At 53.3% G+C, this 19,199-nt stretch carries 13 protein-coding genes; 11 read left to right on the plus strand and 2 right to left on the minus strand.

What is annotated here, in order from left to right:
- The first annotated feature begins 1 nt into the window (after position 1).
- Entirely contained in the window at positions 2-1,312 is a 1,311-nt protein-coding gene (gene dctA, locus QLH52_RS03965; protein ID WP_319960607.1) for a C4-dicarboxylate transporter DctA, read from the plus strand.
- Here the strand turns inward: dctA and QLH52_RS03970 are convergent.
- Positions 1,295-2,650 carry a type VI secretion system contractile sheath domain-containing protein gene (locus tag QLH52_RS03970; RefSeq protein WP_319960608.1) on the minus strand — a complete coding sequence of 452 codons (1,356 nt, stop codon included), beginning with the start codon at positions 2,648-2,650 and terminating at the stop codon, positions 1,295-1,297. The two genes, dctA and QLH52_RS03970, sit on opposite strands and share 18 nt — an antisense overlap.
- A gap of 121 nt (positions 2,651-2,771) precedes the next feature.
- Between QLH52_RS03970 and putA the strand changes: the two genes are divergently transcribed.
- From putA to QLH52_RS04015, 9 genes are all read left to right on the plus strand, one after another.
- Positions 2,772-5,852 (plus strand): bifunctional proline dehydrogenase/L-glutamate gamma-semialdehyde dehydrogenase PutA, encoded by a 3,081-nt coding sequence (putA, locus tag QLH52_RS03975; protein WP_319960609.1) that lies wholly within the window; start codon positions 2,772-2,774, stop codon positions 5,850-5,852.
- A 176-nt stretch (positions 5,853-6,028) separates the two neighbouring features.
- Positions 6,029-9,094, plus strand: a complete 3,066-nt coding sequence (locus QLH52_RS03980; RefSeq protein WP_319960610.1) for a hypothetical protein — start codon at positions 6,029-6,031, stop codon at positions 9,092-9,094.
- 165 nt (positions 9,095-9,259) lie between these two features.
- A complete protein-coding gene (locus QLH52_RS03985; RefSeq protein ID WP_319960611.1) occupies positions 9,260-10,054 on the plus strand; it encodes a ParB/RepB/Spo0J family partition protein in 795 nt (264 codons plus the stop codon).
- Positions 10,055-10,257: 203 nt separating this feature from the next.
- Positions 10,258-11,250 carry an alpha/beta hydrolase gene (locus QLH52_RS03990; RefSeq protein ID WP_425257013.1) on the plus strand — a complete coding sequence of 331 codons (993 nt, stop codon included), beginning with the start codon at positions 10,258-10,260 and terminating at the stop codon, positions 11,248-11,250.
- A gap of 122 nt (positions 11,251-11,372) precedes the next feature.
- Positions 11,373-12,149 carry an exodeoxyribonuclease III gene (locus QLH52_RS03995; RefSeq protein ID WP_319960613.1) on the plus strand — a complete coding sequence of 259 codons (777 nt, stop codon included), beginning with the start codon at positions 11,373-11,375 and terminating at the stop codon, positions 12,147-12,149.
- Positions 12,150-12,710: 561 nt separating this feature from the next.
- Positions 12,711-13,766, plus strand: coding sequence for a nitrogen regulation protein NR(II) (gene glnL / locus QLH52_RS04000; protein WP_192394133.1), 1,056 nt, complete (start codon positions 12,711-12,713; stop codon positions 13,764-13,766).
- Positions 13,753-15,174, plus strand: coding sequence for a nitrogen regulation protein NR(I) (ntrC, locus tag QLH52_RS04005; protein WP_319960614.1), 1,422 nt, complete (start codon positions 13,753-13,755; stop codon positions 15,172-15,174). The genes glnL and ntrC overlap by 14 nt, the downstream gene beginning before the upstream one ends.
- A 170-nt stretch (positions 15,175-15,344) precedes the next feature.
- Positions 15,345-16,712: a P-loop NTPase family protein gene (locus QLH52_RS04010; protein ID WP_033157298.1), complete on the plus strand. Its 1,368-nt coding sequence runs from the start codon at positions 15,345-15,347 to the stop codon at positions 16,710-16,712.
- Between the two features lie 19 nt (positions 16,713-16,731).
- A complete protein-coding gene (locus tag QLH52_RS04015; protein WP_033157297.1) occupies positions 16,732-17,232 on the plus strand; it encodes a hypothetical protein in 501 nt (166 codons plus the stop codon).
- Here the strand turns inward: QLH52_RS04015 and QLH52_RS04020 are convergent.
- On the minus strand, positions 17,218-18,033 hold the full coding sequence (locus QLH52_RS04020; RefSeq protein ID WP_319960615.1) for a DUF2066 domain-containing protein: 816 nt from the start codon (positions 18,031-18,033) through the stop codon (positions 17,218-17,220). The two genes, QLH52_RS04015 and QLH52_RS04020, sit on opposite strands and share 15 nt — an antisense overlap.
- Positions 18,034-18,129: 96 nt before the next feature.
- On the opposite strand from QLH52_RS04020, the gene purM reads away from it, so the two are divergent.
- The gene (purM, locus tag QLH52_RS04025; RefSeq protein WP_319960616.1) at positions 18,130-19,173 is read left to right on the plus strand and encodes a phosphoribosylformylglycinamidine cyclo-ligase; all 1,044 of its coding nucleotides are present in this window, start codon (positions 18,130-18,132) and stop codon (positions 19,171-19,173) included.
- Positions 19,174-19,199: the final 26 nt, after the last annotated feature.

The following is a 19,199-nucleotide window of genomic DNA, read 5'->3' on the forward strand; positions in this document are numbered from 1 at the left end:
CATGAACTCGGAAAACCTCAGCAAACCGCCATCGTCACAAGCAGCCAGCCCCTCCGCCCGGCTTTATCTATGGGTTCTATTGGCTATCGTTGCCGGCGGCCTGTTCGGTTACCTGGACGCCGAACACGCTATCTCGCTCAAACCCATAGGAGACGGCTTTATCAGCCTGATCAAGATGCTGATAGGCCCGGTGGTGTTTTGCACTATTGTGCTGGGCATCGCCGGTGCCGACGATATGAAAAAGGCTGGCCGGGTGGGCGTCAAAGCCTTGCTGTATTTTGAGATTGTCTCGACTTTCGCGCTGGCGCTGGGCGTGCTGGTCGCCAACGTACTAAAGCCCGGCCAAGGTTTTAACGTCGATCCAGCCACGCTGGACGCTCAAGCCGTCTCCGGTTATGTGAAACAGGCCAGTCAACAAAGTACCGCCGATTTTCTGCTGCATATCGTCCCCAAAACCTTTACCGACGCCTTCACCGGCTCGGGCGATTTGCTGCAAGTGTTACTGGTGGCGGTGTTGTTTGGTTTTGCCTTGCAGCAAATGGGCAGCGCCGGCAGATCGGTGTATGTGTTTATCGAAGAATGCTCGCATATCTTTTTTGCGATGATGAACGTGATCATGAAGCTGGCGCCGTTCGGGGCCGGTGCGGCGATGGCGTTTACCATCGGCAAATACGGCGTGGCCGCATTGAAACCGCTGGCCGCGCTGATGGGTAGTTTTTATCTGACCTGCGGCTTGTTCATCGTCTTGATTCTAGGCAGCATAGCCGCACTGACCGGCTTCAATATTTTTCGGCTGTTGCGCTACATCAAGGAAGAAATGTTGCTGGTGCTCGGCACCTCGTCGTCGGAATCGGCGCTGGTGCCGTTGATGAACAAGCTGGAAAAACTGGGCTGCTCGCGGTCGGTGGTGGGTTTGGTGATACCGTCCGGCTACTCGTTCAATCTGGACGGCACCAATATTTATCTGACCATGGCCGCGCTATTCGTCGCCCAGGCCTTGAATGTCGATTTAGACCCGACGCAACAATTAACGCTGTTGTTGGTAGCAATGTTGACCAGCAAGGGCGCGTCCGGTGTCACCGGCGCCGGCTTTATCACCTTGGCGGCTACACTGGCGGTAGTGCCGGCGGTACCGGTCGCGGCACTTTCGCTGATCCTGGGCATAGACCGCTTTATGTCGGAAGCGCGGGCCTTGACCAATATTGTCGGCAATGCGGTAGCGACGATAGTGGTGTCACATTCGGAAGGCGAGCTGGATACAGAAAAAATGCGGGCTCAGCTTGGTCGAAACCGGTCAAGCCAGGGTGTCTAACCCCAGTAAGCGCAGCCCTTGCCGTTGCCGATAGCTGACTACCGGCATGATGTTTTGCGCCAATAGATTATTCGCCTGCACTTCGTTCAACACCACTTCCGTCGCCGGCTGCAATACCTGCTCGCCGTCCAGTTCGTAGCTAAACGCCGGCACATCGGCAAAAAAGAATTGCTCCGCGGTGGCGTCATCCTGGGCAGCTCTCAACAACACCCTGGCCGCTAAAAAGGCCGAATTTCCCCACAACAACTCGTCGGTCTGCGGGATATTACTGCACTCTTCAAACGCCAAGCTCTCCAGCGGATCGCGTTTGCTGCCATAAGGTAAACGCATCAGCACGCGCGGATAAGTCAGGATCACGCTGTCGGCCTGGATCTGCTGGCGATATGCCAGCCAATCCGGCGTATTCTGCAAAGCCCCAACCACCAAACCGTTCCCCGCGCCCGCCAGAAAACCCGCCCCACATTTGGCGGCTAAATCCGCACAATAACCCAGCAAAGCCTTATCGTCCGTATTATCGGCAAACAGATAATCGGCCACGATCAACACATCCTGCTCGCCGTCACCGGTTTGCATATGTTGCTGCAAACGCTGGACCACGCTCTCGCCGCCTTTTTCCAGCTCCGCCAGCAATTGGGCTTGGCTAATGTCCAGCAAATAGAGTTGTTGCGCGTCGGCGGCTTCTTCATGCACCAATTCATACGTCGCCCGCCACAAAGCTTCCAACGCTTGAAAATCCTGCCGATGCAGCAAGGCTTTCACAAACTGCGCGGTCGCGGCGTCGATCACATTGATTAAAGCCCCGTGCTGCGGATTGGCGTCTTTGGCGACATGCGGCTCCACAATCTGTTTCAACAAACTATCCAAGGAATCGGACGCCGCGACCGCGCCTTCCGGCTTTTTCCCCAACAGGCGTTCCAACATATCGTCCTGGCTTTCCGTTTCCGCCACAGGCGCTGCTGCTTCGCTGGCGACTACGCCAGGAAAAAAGGCCTGAATTTTCGCCGCCGCCTGCGCGGCGGTATTGGGGTTGCCCAGTTCCGATTTTAAAGTCCGCAAATCGGCCAGCAGCTTGACTTTTCCCAACCAGGCATCGGGATGAAAATCCTCCAGCGCCGGAAATTGCAGCGTGATGCCCAAGCTGACTTCCAGTGAGGGTGTGACTTGCGCCTGCACTTGCTCAAAGTTATCGACATCGATTTTGCGGATTTTGCTTTGCTCCCAAGGCACGGCGGCACCGGAAAAATTGCCGAAAATATAAACCCGGTAGCTACTGTCGCCGCCGGTCTTGGCCGTTTTTCCGGCATTAAAACCCATCGTAAAATCAATTCTGCCTGACATATAGTCTCCTCGCATTCAACGCTTTACCATCAACAGTAGCAGAGCAAACCCGGTCCAACAAGCCAGCCGGTTTTTCCGGATAGCGGTATGCTTATGGCTGTCAGTCCAACAGGTGATAGCCATGAGCAACGCCAACCGTTTAGCCGAACTGCGCCGGCGCATCAATCAAGCATTTACCCAAGCTGAACCGCAAGCCATCTCCAGCCTAATCGCCAGATTGGGATATTACGATAGCCAAACCATCGGCGCCTGTTCGCAGGCGATGATCGAAGCAGTACGCGCCAAGCATAAACAGCCGGGCCTTTTCGAAGCCTTCTTGCACGAATACAGCCTGAGCAGCGATGAAGGCATCGTCTTGATGAGCATCGCCGAAGCCTTGCTGCGCATACCGGACAGCGACACGCAAAACCTGTTCTTGCGCGATAAACTGGCCAATGCCGACTGGTATAGCCACTGGCTGCACAGCGATTCACTGCCGGTGAATCTGGCTAGCGGCGGTTTATGGATCAGCGGCAAAATGGAAGAACTGGTTCGGCAGCGGGTTTTCGATGGATTATTAAGCCGGCTGGGCGAGCCGCTGATCCGCGCAGCGATCAAGCAAGCCATGCAGCAAATGGCCGAACATTTCGTCATCGCCGAAAACATAAACGCGGCTATCAAACAATCCGGCCGCAATCCGGCCTATCACTATTCTTTCGATATGCTCGGCGAAGCAGCCCTGACCGAAGAGGACGCGGAACGCTATTTCGCGGCCTATCGCCGCGCCATTGAATCTCTGGCCGAATCGGCGAACGCCGAGTTATTCGCCAATCCCGGCATTTCCATCAAGCTGTCGGCGTTATATCCGCGTTACGAACCATTACAGCAGCGTTATGCGGTGCCGGTCATCAGCGACAAGCTGTTAGCTTTGGTTAAGCTGGCCCGCGCGGCGAATATTTCCGTGACTGTCGATGCGGAAGAAGCCGAACGGCTGGATATATCTTTGGATATTTTCACGGCGGTATTTGACGATCCGGCGCTGGCCGCTTGGCCGGGTTTTGGTCTGGCGGTGCAGGCTTGTCAAAAACGCGCTGTAGCGGTGATCGAATGGCTGGCGGCTCTGGCTGAATCGCAGCAACGCCTGATTCCCGTCCGTTTGGTGAAAGGCGCGTACTGGGATAGCGAGATCAAACGCGCCCAGGAAAACGGCTGGGACGACTACCCGGTATTTACTCGCAAAGCCGCCACCGACTTGTCTTATCTGGCTTGCGCCCGACTGATCCTGTCAAAGCCGCAGGCTTTTTATCCGCAATTTGCCACACACAACGCCCACAGCGTGGCGGCGATTGGCGAGTTCGGCAAAGACCATCCGGGTTTTGAATTCCAGCGCCTGCATGGCATGGGGAGTGCTTTGTATGACGAGTTGTTGAATCAAGGCTCGATCAACTGCCGCGTCTATGCGCCGGTCGGCAGTTACCGGGATTTGCTGCCTTATCTGGTTCGGCGCTTACTGGAAAACGGCGCGAATACCTCGTTTATCAATCAAATCGAAAATCCGGCGATTAGCGCTGCCATGCTGTCCGGCGATCCGTTGACCCAGTTAAACCAAGTGGAATCTAAGCCGCTAGCTGTACCCGGCGACTTATTCGGCGCGCAACGCCGGAATTCGGTGGGGCTGAATTTGAGCGATCCCGAAGTGTTACAGCAGTTGCAACAGGAATTGGCTGCCATGTGGGGCCAGACTTGGCAAGCCGCACCATTGATTGCTGGTCAACAAATTCGTGGCGAACCGCATCCGGTTTATAGCCCGCACGACCAACACAGCCTAGTTGGCGAGGTGGTGTTCAGTTCCGCAAATGATATAGAACAAGCCTTGCAACAAGCCACGCGCGCGTTCGATGACTGGCGTTTATGCCCGGTTGCAAGCCGTGCCGGGTATCTGCTAAAAGCGGCAGATTTATTGGAGCAGCAGCGCCTGGAATTGGTGGCACTGTGCATTCGCGAAGGTGGCCGAACCGTGCGCGACGCGCTGGCGGAAGTGCGGGAAGCGGTCGATCTATGCCGGTATTACGCGGCCTGCGCAGTCGAACAATTCGCGCAACCACTGCACTTACCCGGACCAACTGGCGAAGACAACCAATTGTTTCATTTTGGGCGCGGCGTGTTTGTCTGCATCAGCCCGTGGAATTTTCCGATTGCGCTTTTCATCGGCCAAATCGCCGCCGCGTTGGTGGCCGGCAATACGGCGATCGCGAAACCGGCGCTACAAACATCATTAACGGCCATGGCCTGTTTGCGCCTGTTGCATAGCGCCGGCATCCCTGAACAGGTACTGCAGTTTTTGCCGGGCGACGGCGCCGAGATTGGTCGGCACTTGTTGAGCGACGAGCGCGTCGCCGGCGTGGCGTTTACCGGTTCCAGCGCCACCGCCCACCTGATCAATCGGCAACTGGCTGAGCGTGACAGCGCCATCGCCAGCTTGATTGCCGAAACCGGTGGGCAAAACGTGATGATCGCCGATAGCTCGGCGCATCAGGAACAGCTGGTCGCAGACGCAATACAATCAGCATTTAACAGCGCGGGCCAACGCTGCTCGGCGTTGAGGGTATTGTTTCTGCCGGAGGCTATCGCCGACAGCGTCATTGCGCGCTTGATCGGCGCGATGCGTTTGCTGCGGGTCGGTTCGCCGCTGGATATTGCCACCGACGTCGGCCCTATTATCGATCAACGTGCGTTAGCCGCCCTGCATCAGCACATCGAGAAGCTTGAACACGACGCCAAGCTGTTATATCAACTGCCCTTGACCGACGATCTAACAAACGGCTGTTTTTTTCCACCGACGTTAGCGGAAATACCTGCCCTATCCTTCCTTGACCACGAAGTGTTCGGCCCCATCCTGCATATAGTCCGTTACCCAGCCAACGAGCTGGCAAAAGTGGTCGAGGCCATCAATGCCAGCGGCTACGGCTTGACACTGGGCATCCACAGCCGCATCAACGCCAATATGCGTTACATCCAAGAGCACGCGCAGGTCGGCAACATTTACATCAACCGCAACATGATAGGCGCGGTGGTGGGTGTGCAGCCGTTCGGCGGCATGGGCCTGTCCGGCACCGGCCCGAAAGCCGGCGGCCCCCATTACTTGCAACGCTTTGCCAACGAACAAACCCTGACCACCAACCTCACCGCTATCGGCGGCAATCCTTGGTTGTTGCGAAAATAAACATGGATTTTATGGTCTCGGTTCGCGAAATTTGGAATCCACGCCCTGATCGATAGTGTAATTTTACAAAAAACGTTGTTAGTTTCTGCCTTTGAAGCCGAAAACCTCTAGTGTTAGTCTAGTTGCACAACCGGGTATACCCCACTACTCTCCATCGCAATCAGAGATTGGCGCTTATGTCTAAAGAAAACAAATCCACAGCGATCTCGCCTAACTTATTAAGCGTGCTATTGATCATTTTGGGCGGCAGCCTGTTCGTAGGCCAAAGCCCTTTCAACGATTCCAGACCCAATAAAGCGTCCTTATCGCAATTGCAACAAGCCGGCTTTAAGTCCGACGTAGACGCGCGCTTGTGGCAAGATCCATTCGAAGCTATCGCCAACCAAAATCTGAATAGTCAGGGGTATCAGCAATTTAAAGACCAGAAGGAATTGATAAAAACCCTTCAGTCCCACTTGGAAGACATTCCCGACGGGCGGCAAATCGTCATCGCCACACTAATGCCCAATGGTCGTTATCAAGAAGACGTGGAAACCCGGCGCCGTATCCGTTACGCGGTATTATCAGGGTTAATCGGCAATTCCAAACAAGAGTACGGCCCAAGCGACGAGGAGCATATCGGTTACGTCAATTACCTGCTGAACAAATCGAGTACCTTGATCGCATTCGAACATTTGGTTTGGAAAGCCCAACCGATGGCCCGGAGTCCAGAAGCGGAGAAACATCCGCCTATTTTGCTGCTATACCTTGACAGCAAAGCCTTCGGCTATGAGCCGCTAAAAGATCTTTTCAAGAATTTGCGCAAACTTTACGAGAAAAACAACAAGCTAGAGCTCAACGTACTGGGACCGGCAACTTCGGACGATCTGCAAGCCATGGCGAGCGAGGCACTGAAAGTCGGCAAGCCCAAGGACGCGCCGTTGTTTCGAATGTATTCGCCCCGAGCAACGGTCGATGAAGGTAAATTAATGTACGGCAACCAAGCGGCAACGGCCCATCAACCGAGCAACTTGGCCGAGCACTTCAAAAATCACCTGTCGTTCCTCCGCACCACGGCGACCGACAGCCAGCTGGCGGGCGCGCTGAGCCAGGAACTGGAACTCCGCGGCGTACGGATCGGCGACCAAGCCGAGCTGGCTAAGCCCACTAAACACGTGGTATTGATCTCCGAAACCGAATCACTGTACGCCTACCATATTGGCACCACATTTGCCGATGCGTTAGTCGAAACCGCCATGAACGGAAAACACTCGTTTGGCGCATGCCGCGACCCCATGATTTCAACAGCGGATTGCACGAATTACTTGCAAAAATACGTACACCAATACACCTATTTCCGAGGCTTGGACGGCAAAACCCTGCGCGGCCAAAGTAGTACCAGCACCGGCAACAAATCCGGCAACAATGATACCAACAGTGCCGCCGAGGCTTCCAAAGCCATGGAGCATGCCGACGGCGACAGTCAGTTTGATTACATGCGCCGGTTAACCGACAGGGTTGAAGAACTGGAACAGGAACTGGAAGACCACGACCAAGCCATAGGTGCCATCGGCATCCTCGGCAGTGATGTCTACGACAAACTACTGGTGCTGCAAGCGCTGCATGCCAAATTTCCGGATGTTTGGTATTTCACAAACGTGATGGATGCCCGACTTCTACACCCGGAGCAAAACGAGTGGGCTCGTAACCTGATTGTTGTCTCGAGTTTCGGTTTGCAATTACCGCCGGCATTACAAACTCGTATCCCGCCGTTCCGCGACAGCTATCAAACTGCATATTTTTTAGCCGCGCAAATGGCCTTGTGGGATTCCAACCATGAGCCCTCGGAAGCGACTGGCGCAGCAACCGGGTGCGATACGACCACGCGCCAACAATTGCTGGACAGCGAGGTATTCAATCAACCCGCCTTGCATGAAATCGGCCGTAGCAAAGCTTTCCCTCTCAACACGGACACCGGCAAAACCGACCGGCAAAAATGTGATGCCTTAGGGCCTATGGAGACCCTGATACAATCCGGAGGCGATCTCAGCGACACCGCGCCGACACCGGATTCGGCAGCCGCGCAACCGTTTTCAAGATTTCCGCGCCTGACATTGAAAATTTTAATCGGCGCATTCGTATTGATCGGGCTAGGGCTGTATTTTCGGCGCAAAATCAAAATCGCGACTGCCGCCAAACTACCGGTGAAAGCCGCCGTGCTGCGCCGGCAAAGAGTCTGGTTGCTAATCGCTTTCGCCATTGGCTGCGGACTAGCGGCTTTGGTGCTCAATACCCCACAAACCGAACCATTGGCCTTAATCGAAGGCGTAAGCATGTGGTCGACGGAGGCAATCCGCTTCGCCGCACTGGTTGTCACAGTGTATTGGGTTATCGAAACCGCCAAGTTTCCGCTATTGCTTTGGGAACAGCTGAACTTCAGCGGTAAGTTCGGCGTATCCGCCGACAATCGCTGTTACGCGCATGATAGATATTTGGACAGGCGACTGAAACGAAATATGCATGTTAGGCGAATCAGCATTTTGACATTTTTAGCGTGGATCTTATCGTTTGTGGTGATTTTGTCCTTGGGCGTGCCTTTTACGCCGTATCGCGGCCCTTTCGTCTATTACCTCGATTTAATCCTGCTGAAGGCGATCTTGGTGCCGGCATTCCTGTTTTTGATGATCAGCGTCACCGAGGCAGCGCAAGCGATCATCCAGTTTATCCGCACCATTCCGCGCGCGGCGCCCTGGCCGGCGTCCATGACGAAGGAATACAGCGACACATTGAATATCGATGCAGCGTACCTTCAGGACTGGGTGACGATACGTTTGGTCGGCGATATGACGCAACAGACAAGCCGCCTGATCTCGTATCCGCTATTCGCCGCCGCTCTGATGGTTTTGGCGCGCATGAGTTATTTCGATAACTGGCATACGCCGCCCGGCCTGCTGATCGTGATCGGCGTTTGCATCGCATACTTGTTCTATTGCGACTTCCGCCTGAAAGCGTTAGCGGATGAAACCGAGCAAAACGCCATGAAAAACCTGCGCCGATTATCGATAGCCAATCATGGCAACGTGAAAGATTCATCCCTCGCCGGTAAACTGACCAGCCTCTCCGAGTTGGCGGAACGCTACGCCGAAGGTACCTATAAACCGTTTGTGCAGCGCCCGATTTTTCAGGGTATGCTGCTAATTATCGTGGCCGCCGCCATCGGTTATACAGACTACTTATCCATCATGATGAAAGTACTCGGTTAGCCTCGCAAAGCCGTCCACCGTCCGCAGGAGCCGCGTATCGCCAATGCCAAACGATTGAATTTCGTTAGAAAAAATGCGATGGTGACTGCTTATCTGCCCGGACAAGGGAATAGGCACCAGGCCGACACACCCCGAGGCGGACCCCGCTTTCTCGGAGAATCGAATATGCTAGCCACCAAACGCTATGAATATCTTCCCATCGACCAAATCGAATTTCATCACACCCTCACCAACCATAGAGAACTGGATCGGGCTAAGGTCGCGCATCTGGAAAAAGACATCGTGGTCAACGGCTTGTTCGAGCCGCTGGTGGTTTGGGAACGTAACAATCGCGAATACTATCTGGTCGGCGGCTTTCATCGCATGGAGGCCATTCAAGGCATCCGCCGCGCCAATCCCGGCTATTTCGACAGAGTGGATGTCAGGATCGTCACCGGCGATCCGGACGAAATCAAGGCACTGAATCTGAAGCTGAATTCCGACCGAGTCGATACCCGCATCACCGATTATTTTCAAACGGTGATTTACTTGAACAATGCCAACTGGTCCAGGGACCGCATCGCCGAATTCTTCGACAAAGGCGTCAGTTGGATCGACGACATCATTCGCTACGCGCCACTGACGACGGAAGCCATGCGCGAAAAACTGGCGGGTGGAGAGCTTTCCTGGGCCAGGGCACGCGACATCTTGCGCAAAGCCTTAAACGCACCGCCAGGCAACGAAAAACAGATCATCGAAAGTGAGCTATCGCGGCCCGTGCAAGCAGTCGCCAAACCCCTGCCCTTCCACACCACAATCAAGCGCTTGTCCAATTCCGTTAAAACCGACCCCAAACGCACGTTTAAGGTCAGCACCCAGGATATTTATGCCTTGGTATTGACCTTGCGCGGCAAAAACGTAGATCAGGAGGCCATCGAACGGGTGCGTAAAGCGTTTCCTGTTTTATGGGACGATGAATAGTTCGATAACAGGAAACTAGCCATTCCTGAATTGTCATAAAATTGAGCATCCGCTTCAGCTAAGATAAGTTTGACCGGAACAATGCCCCGTTTTGCGCATCACACTCGGGGATATTTTGGGAAATTCAATACTGAAATAATGTGTTAGCGATGAACAATCTTGTTTTGAAAATAGTGAACGCTCGCAAACCCTATCGACAACGCATGCAGCACGCCAGAGCCCTGGCCGGCTTGTTAGTGCTGCTCTCACTGAGCGGCTGCATGCCGATGAGCTATCCGCCCGGCGCCAAAATCAACACCGCACAGCTGGGAGAAAATACATTTCTCACGGAAGACGGTGCAAGTCTGCCGCTACGGCGGTGGCTGCCCGAGGCAGAACCCAATGCAGTGATCATCGCACTGCACGGCTTTAACGATTACAGTCACTTTTTTGATGCACCAGGCAACTATTTCAGCAAACTAGGCATCGCCTGTTTCGCTTACGACCAACGCGGTTTCGGCGCGGCACCGCAGCGCGGCTTGTGGGCCGGCAGTGACGCATACGCACAGGATTTAAAGCAATTAACCCGACTGCTGAAACAGCGCTACCCGAACAAACCGCTTTACCTGCTGGGCGAAAGCATGGGCGGCGCGATTGTGATTACCGCCATGCAACAGGAAAACATGCCGGACGTCGCCGGCATCATCCTGGCCGCGCCGGCGCTATGGGCTAGATCGACCATGCCCTGGTATCAAACCAGCTTACTATGGACACTGGCGCATAGCATGCCCTGGCTGACCTTGACCGGCAGCGGGCTGGAAATTCTACCGTCGGATAATATCGATATGTTGCGGGCGATGGGCCGCGATCCGATGGTGATCAAGGCCACCCGCGTAGAAACGGTCTACGGCTTAACTAACTTGATGGATACGGCGTTCGACAGCGCCGGCTCGTTGCGGGCGCATACGCTAATGCTGTACGGCGAGAAAGACGAAGTCATCCCCAAAGAACCGACCTACGCTTTTTTGCAACAAATGCTGACTACCGATACCGCGGAAAAAACCGTGGCCATTTACCAGAACGGTTACCACATGCTGCTCCGCGACCTACAAGCCCCCACCGCCTGGCAGGACATCGTGGCCTGGATAAAAATCGGCCCGAACCAATTGCCATCGGGCGCGGATTCTCGAGCCCGGCAATTGTTGAGTAAGGGCTAAAGCCTCATTCCCGACAGACGTGCGCGGAGTGTCGGCCAAGCGGCCGTAAGCGCTTTGGGGCGATGGCATCGAAACTGTTAAACTGCGACGCAGTTTATTAACCTATTCCCCAACCAAAATCCATGCTCCGCATCATCTCCGCCAATCTAAACGGCATTCGCTCGGCAACCAGAAAAGGTTTTTACGACTGGTTAGACACCCAAAATCCAGACTTCGTCTGCCTACAAGAACTCAAAGCCCAGGCCGGCGATATGACAGCCGAGATACTGGCACCGAACGGCCTGCACGGCTATTTTCATTATGCCGAAAAGAAAGGCTACAGCGGCGTCGGTATCTACAGCAAACAGCCGGCCGATAACGTCATTGAGGGCTTGGGCTATGCCGACATTGATAGCGAGGGCCGTTACCTGGAAGTGCAAGTCGGCAATCTATCGGTCATTTCCCTGTATCTGCCGTCCGGCTCCAGCAGCGAGGAACGACAAACTGTCAAATACAGCGTGATGGAACGCTTCTATCCGCATCTTGCCGACTTGAAAGCCAGCGGCCGGGAAGTGCTCATTTGCGGCGACTGGAATATCGCCCATAAGGAAGCCGATTTGAAAAATTGGCGTGGCAACCAGAAAAACTCCGGTTTTTTACCGGCGGAACGGTCCTGGATGACCCGAATATATGATGAGCTGGGCTGGGTAGATGTTTATCGCAGACTACATCCCGACACTACCGATGCCTGCTACACGTGGTGGAGCAATCGTGGCCAGGCTTGGGCCAAAAATGTCGGTTGGCGAATCGATTACCAAGTCGCCACGCCAGGTATCGCCAATCGTGCACAGTCAACCAGCATTTTTAAAGAGCAACGCTTCAGCGACCATGCGCCATTGATCGTTGATTACGCAGACTAGCCACCAATCGACAAACGCACCGAATTAGCGAAGCAGCTGTTCGACTGACGCACCAGCCTGGTTACCGATACCGAAAGGCGCACCAATTCAGATCAAAGTGTGCCATTGCCAGAGATCACCTACCGGTTTATTCACTAGCCTTTCAACCCATGACGCCTTCATCTCCGCGGGAACAGCGACCAGAATACACGATGCAAACGGCTTGAATGGGTCACTCTCACCCCGGGACTTCGCTTGATTCAACTCAACCCTTATCGCACCAATATTGTGCAACCATATGACACATAACCACGTATTCGAGCTGCTGATAGGGTTCCCAAACATTTTAGCCGCCTTAATCGATATTGATCGTATTCCTAAGCATAAGGCTTAAAGCCGGGATAGCGATAAAAATCTCACTCCGCATCCACCCTTGCACTAACATGAACCATCAAATTGGGCGAACGCACCAATATTGTGCATTAGAGCCGTTTTTTATCAGACAAATGAAGCAATAAGGCAACTTTACGCTTGGCGTACAAATTGCTTATTCACTACAACTCTTAACACTTAAATTAACCCGTGCACAAAAAGATACTGGATCATTTAAACGAAGCAATCCTGCTGTTCGACAAGGACTTGCGCCTGACCTATATCAATCCCGCCGGCGAAATGCTGCTTGCCGACAGCGCCAAGCATTTGCTCGGCCAAACGGCGCACAAACTGTTCAAAACCGCGCACAACACGCTATTTAACGATTTATTACCGCGCTTGTATTTGCTCGAGCCGCTGGTCGATAGAGAATTAATCCTAGAACGGCTCAGCCAATCGATTACGGTTAACCTCAGCGCCACACCCTTGCTCGAGGATGGGAAATTAAGCGAAATCCTGATCGAACTGCAACAGGTAGACCGGCATTTGCGGATCACCAAAGAAGAACAGTTGCTGGCCCAGCAAAACACCAGCCGCATGCTGGTGCGTGGCCTGGCGCATGAAATCAAGAACCCGCTAGGTGGTTTGCGCGGCGCAGCACAATTGTTGGACTTGGAATTGCAAGATCCTGAATTAAAGGAATATACGCAAATCATTATCGCCGAATCGGACCGCTTGCAGGATCTGATGGACAAAATGCTCGGCCCCAACAAACCCGCGCATAAAAGCCAGCTCAATATTCACGAGGTACTGGAACGGGTCCGGCATCTGGTTACGGTGGAGGCCGCCCACGGCATTATGCTGCATACCAATTACGATCCGAGCATCCCGGAGATTTTCGCCGACAAAAACCAGCTGATCCAGGCCATACTCAATATCGTCCGCAACGCCGTACAAGCCGTGCAAAACCATGGCGTGATTACGATAAAAACCCGGGTGCAGCGGCATATGACTATAGGCCGCAAACGCTACAAGCTGACCGTCAAAATCGACATTATCGATAACGGCCCGGGCATCAAACCCGAGCTGATGGGACAGATTTTTTATCCGATGATCACCGGCCGCGCCGAGGGTACCGGACTTGGCCTGTCGATTGCTCAATCTTTGATCAACCAGCATAACGGTTTGATTGAATGCGAGAGTGAGCCGGGCAATACCGTATTTTCCATCTACCTACCTTTGGAGACGAATCATGCAAATACCTGACAAGGTCTGGATTGTCGATGATGACAAATCCATCCGCTGGGTACTTGAAAAAGCCTTGCAAAAAGCCGGCGTGCATACCCAAAGCTTCGCCAGCGCCAACGAATTGCTAAAATCGCTCCCCGGCGGACTCCCGCAAGTGCTGATCACGGATATTCGCATGCCGGGCATGGACGGCTTCGAGTTGTTGCGGAACATTCAAAACAGTTATCCGGATTTACCGGTGATCGTCATGACTGCACATTCCGACCTGGAAAGCGCGGTGTCGGCGTTTCACGGCGGGGCGTTCGAATACCTGCCTAAACCCTTCGATGTCACCGAAGTCGTCGAAACTGTGCAACGCGCCTGCGCGCACAGCAAACAACGGCAAAGCGACATTGTGCAAGCACCACCTACCGTCGAAGAAACCCCGGAAATCATCGGCGAAGCGCCGGCCATGCAAGAAGTGTTTCGGGCGATAGGCCGTCTGGCCCGCTCGCACATCACGGTGCTGATTAACGGCGAGTCGGGTACAGGTAAGGAACTCGTCGCCAAAGCCCTGCATCGTCACAGTCCGCGCGCAGACCAGCCATTCATTGCCTTGAATATGGCCGCCATCCCCAAAGACTTGATGGAATCGGAACTGTTCGGCCACGAAAAAGGCGCATTTACCGGCGCTCAAGCCAGGCGGATCGGCCGTTTCGAGCAAGCCAACAACGGTACGCTGTTTCTGGATGAAATCGGCGACATGCCCGCCGAATTGCAAACCCGCTTGCTGCGGGTGCTGGCAGACAACGAGTTTTATCCGGTGGGCGCGCATACCTCAGTGCGAGTCAACGTGCGCATCATTGCCGCCACCCACCAGGATCTAGAAGCGTTGGTGGCGCAAGGCCGGTTTCGCGAAGATTTGTTTCACCGCCTGAACGTGATTCGAATTCATATCCCACCGTTGCGCGAACGCCGGCAGGATATAGGCTTGTTGATGCGGCATTACCTCTATCAAAGCGCGAAGGAACTGAATACCGAAATCAAACTGTTAAAACCGGAAACCGAGGCATTTTTAAGCGGCTTGAGGTGGCCAGGCAACGTGCGGCAATTGGAGAATATCTGCCGCTGGCTGACGGTGATGGCCTCGGGCCGGGAAATTCATCTGGAAGATTTACCGCCGGAACTGACGCACAATAGCGGCGATTCCGCATCCGGCGACACAACACCGGGAGATTGGGAGAGCCAGTTTAAAAATTGGGTCAAGCAGCAATTATCGACCGGTAAAGTGGACATCGCCAAACAGGCTATCCCCACCTTGGAAACCCTGTTGATCGAGGCCGCGTTGAATCATACGCATGGCCGCAAACACGAAGCAGCACTATTGTTGGGCTATGGCCGTAATACCTTGACCCGCAAAATCAAGGAGCTGGATATTAGAGAATAAGCGCGGCCGGAAAGCCGCCATTTCCGGCGCAGCTTGGTATTTGCGACAGCCGTTTGCCCGGGCATTTTGACCGGCAAAAACCGGCAGGTTTTTTATCCGTTTAAATGCCATCGGTGTATACTCCCGCCGTCTGATTAACCTCAATAACAAGCAGAGAAGGTTCATATCTAATGGCGGATAAAACGGTAAGTAAACACCTGAGCAATCTTGAACGGCAGTTCGCGGCGAACGATCCGGTTTTGCAAAAAACCGCCAAGATATTCCAGGACCTGGATGAAATCGAGTTTGAACTGGGGTTGATCGATAACGACGAGACCACCGCACGCAAAACCAGTTGGTGGCCCATCGTCAGCACGCTGGGCGGTTACTCGCCCGCCAAATCAGACTTTGTTAATCGTTACCTGGGCGTGCAACTACACACCGCCCGCCATAAATTCACCGTACTGCAATATACGCCACAAACCAATACCGCGACGCTGCCCGGCACCGCACTGGACGCCGACCACCGCTTACCTTTCTATCAAATCAGCCGTCAAATCGATTTGGTCGCCAACGGCGAAGGTAGCAAACTGAACGGCTATCTGGAACTGGTCACGGTCAATAGCAGCAAATTAAAAAACAAGCTGTTGATCGACACCCCGGTATTAAATCCGGCCGCGGAAAATCCAGTCTCCGGCCTGTTGCGAAAATACGTGATAGGCATCTCCGATTTGGTATTGGTATTTAACGACTTGTTCGAGGCCGATGCCGATTTGATCAAGGACACCCTGGCCGAGATCGTTGCCCACCAGGATGCCAATAAATTCATTTTCGTGATCGACCATTCGGAAATAACTATCGATGCGCTGAAAAGCCAGGAAATCGCCGCATCCTGGCAACGACGCCTGGCCGAACTGGGCATCCACACCGGCCAATTTATTGTGTTATCGCAATCGGGCGATACTTCGCTGTTCGACCAGCGCTTCAACAACATCAATAACGATCGCTCTTACCGCATACTCGGTACGCTGGAAAACAGCATCCGTGCCATCGACGACACCATTTTTTCGGAAGTGGAAGAAGCGTTAACCACCTGGAAGGACAGATGCAACGCCTCCACCCTCATTGTGCTGGGCTTTATCGTAATGCTGATGTTATTTGCGGAAATTGCGGTGGGGATACTCGAACTACTGATCGACCCGATTATCGGCCCGGCCATCCTCGCGACACTGATTGCCTTATTGACGCCGCTACATATAATCGTCAGCCGCGTGCATGCCAAATTCCTGATCAAGCACTTGCACAAGCGGCAGAAACAATTGAATCTCAGTGAAGACTTGGCGGGTTTGTTTGAAAAAAGCCTGAGTTTCTGGCGAATTTTAATGCCCATCACCGACCCAGTCGGTAAAAACAAGAAAAACCGCAAAAAACTGAACGGTCTCATAGAACAAACCAAAGATCTGGTACAAGCATTGAACGACCAGTTCAGCCACGGTCAGCAACCGGAATATCGCAGCCAATACGACGCATATTCTTATGCCGACTCAGAGGAAAACTGATTAAGTAGCGTGCGTCGTGATGGAAATTTTCAGACATTATTTCCCGCTGTGCTGGTTCAATGTCTCGGTATTGGATCTACCCAGATCGACGCGCTTTTTTAAAAACAATGCGATTTTTTATTTTATCGCGGTGTTTTTTATTCAATTCAACATGTCGGACGACATTGATTCGGCCTTCGAAGTGCTACTGGAGACCTTGCTAACGCTGGGCTTTATCGCGCTGGTGTTACTGCTGAATAGAACTTTTAACACCTTCATACAAGTCGCGTCGGCTATTTTGTTTTGTGAAAATGTCGTCGCTATCTTTCTGATTCCTATCGTATTTTGGGTGACCGTAGCGGAAGATACGCCCAGCTATGCAACCTTGGCGTTGTTTTTGATGTGGGACATGGCGATTATTGCGCGGATATTTAAAGACGTATTGCAGGTTAATACGCCGGCCAGTTTGGTGGTGTCTTTATTCTATTTTCTAACCACTTACGGCGGGGCCTACGGCATCTACAGCTTAGTGGGCGGCTGAGGACTCCGGTTTAACGCCGTAATAATTCGACAGCACATCATAGGCGCCTTGCACGCCCGCAACCGCTGCCGCTTTCAAAGGTAAACAAGCCCCGCTCCATTGCTTGATCTTGCCATCGAAATAAAACGCCCATTCGCCCTGCCAGCAATCGCCTTTTTTGGCGATGCGACCCGCCATCACGGAGGTCACTTCGTAGCGAGCGGATACCGCCAACAAATTGCGGGAATCAGCACCCAGCACTTCGCTCAGCGAGATTTTTTGCTGTTCTTCCAAATCCAGCATCGGAAATATCATCGGTACGCCTTTAATTTTCGACGCAAACGCCAATGCACTTTCCAACTCCGGCATGCTGTCAGCGTTGTAAAACCGCCGCCCCTCTTCGTCATCGACAACCAACCACACCAAAGTTTCGGGCCGGATTTCACTCCAGATACCCACCTGGCTTTTGCGCATGACTTCCATCAGTTGATCTTCATCAAACTGCACTCTAAGCAAGCGCGCGTCGGTATCAGGCAGTTCATCGGCGGAAATCAAGGAAAATTGCGATTGCTTGACATAGTTCTGCGCACTGGACAACGCCTGCTGCACTACCGGAATTTTGGAAATATCCTCAGACACTAAGACCCGACTCAAAACGGCATACATGGCCTGCTTGATTGCTTGCGTCCTATCCTCTGCGGATTGGCTGTTGGCGATCAGTTCAATCTCATACAAACCTTTTACTTCGACAGCCTCCGTTAACGGGCAATTGCACAACAATCCCCACATACATAGGCTGAAAAACCCCGATTTACCCTTCATAAAAACTTTGACCACAAGCCTACCCTGACAGTGCATTAATGGGAACTATAGTACAATATCGCCCGTTTCAACCTTAACTTTAACGAGAGACTGACATTGAGCGAACAACAACAAGACCGCCTGAATTATAAAAGCGCGGGCGTCGATATTGAAGCCGGCAACGCTTTGGTCGAGCGCATCAAACCCATCGCGGCCAAAACCCGTAATGCGGGCGTCATGGCCGGTTTAGGCGGCTTCGGTTCGCTGTTCGAATTACCGCTGGATCGTTATAAACAGCCGGTGTTGGTCTCCGGCACCGACGGCGTCGGCACCAAATTGAAATTGGCTTTGGATTTAAACATCCACAACAGCGTCGGCATCGATCTGGTGGCCATGTGTGTGAACGACATCATCGTCCAGGGCGCTGAACCGCTGTTTTTCCTGGATTATTTCGCCACCGGCAAACTGGAAGTCGATACCGCCGCCAACGTCATCGAAGGCATAGGCAAAGGCTGCGAGCAATCCGGCGCGGCTTTGGTTGGTGGTGAAACGGCGGAAATGCCCGGCATGTATGCCGACGGCGATTACGACTTGGCCGGCTTTTGCGTCGGCATCGTCGAAAAAGATCGCATCATCGACGGCAGCCAAGTCAAAGCCGACGACAAACTGATCGCCCTCGCCTCGTCCGGCCCGCATTCCAACGGCTATTCCTTGATCCGCAAAATCGTCGCCCGTAGTGGTCTGGGTTGGTCCGACAATGTCAACGGCAAACCACTAGGCGAAACCCTGCTGACTCCAACCCGTATTTACGTCAAGCCCCTGCTGGAACTACTGAAAACCGTATCGGTACACGCAATGGCCCATATCACCGGCGGCGGGATCACCGAAAACCTGCCGCGCGTATTGCCAAATGGTTTGAACGCCAGCGTTCAGCTTTCCGCCTGGCAATTGCCGGAGATTTTTGCCTGGCTGCAAGAACAAGGCAATGTCGAATTAGCCGACATGCTGGTCACCTTTAATTGCGGTATCGGCATGATAGTCTGCGTCGCAGCAGAAGACGAAGCCGCTACCTTGGAAATATTGGCTCAGCAAGGCGAAACCGCCTTCAGCATCGGCGAAATCGTCATCGGCGACGGCAAACCGCACGTAATCTACTCCTGACTCTGAAAATATCTCCGCCATGCCTG

The organism is Methylomonas defluvii (assembly GCF_033949435.1).
Classification (GTDB): domain Bacteria; phylum Pseudomonadota; class Gammaproteobacteria; order Methylococcales; family Methylomonadaceae; genus Methylomonas; species Methylomonas defluvii.

Coding starts and splice junctions, on each gene's coding strand:
- dctA (WP_319960607.1), top strand. CDS start 2: ATGAACTCGGAAAACCTCAGCAAACCGCCATCGTCACAAGCAGCCAGC.
- QLH52_RS03970 (WP_319960608.1), bottom strand. CDS start 2,650: ATGTCAGGCAGAATTGATTTTACGATGGGTTTTAATGCCGGAAAAACG.
- putA (WP_319960609.1), top strand. CDS start 2,772: ATGAGCAACGCCAACCGTTTAGCCGAACTGCGCCGGCGCATCAATCAA.
- QLH52_RS03980 (WP_319960610.1), top strand. CDS start 6,029: ATGTCTAAAGAAAACAAATCCACAGCGATCTCGCCTAACTTATTAAGC.
- QLH52_RS03985 (WP_319960611.1), top strand. CDS start 9,260: ATGCTAGCCACCAAACGCTATGAATATCTTCCCATCGACCAAATCGAA.
- QLH52_RS03990 (WP_425257013.1), top strand. CDS start 10,258: ATGCAGCACGCCAGAGCCCTGGCCGGCTTGTTAGTGCTGCTCTCACTG.
- QLH52_RS03995 (WP_319960613.1), top strand. CDS start 11,373: ATGCTCCGCATCATCTCCGCCAATCTAAACGGCATTCGCTCGGCAACC.
- ntrC (WP_319960614.1), top strand. CDS start 13,753: ATGCAAATACCTGACAAGGTCTGGATTGTCGATGATGACAAATCCATC.
- QLH52_RS04010 (WP_033157298.1), top strand. CDS start 15,345: ATGGCGGATAAAACGGTAAGTAAACACCTGAGCAATCTTGAACGGCAG.
- QLH52_RS04015 (WP_033157297.1), top strand. CDS start 16,732: ATGGAAATTTTCAGACATTATTTCCCGCTGTGCTGGTTCAATGTCTCG.
- QLH52_RS04020 (WP_319960615.1), bottom strand. CDS start 18,033: ATGAAGGGTAAATCGGGGTTTTTCAGCCTATGTATGTGGGGATTGTTG.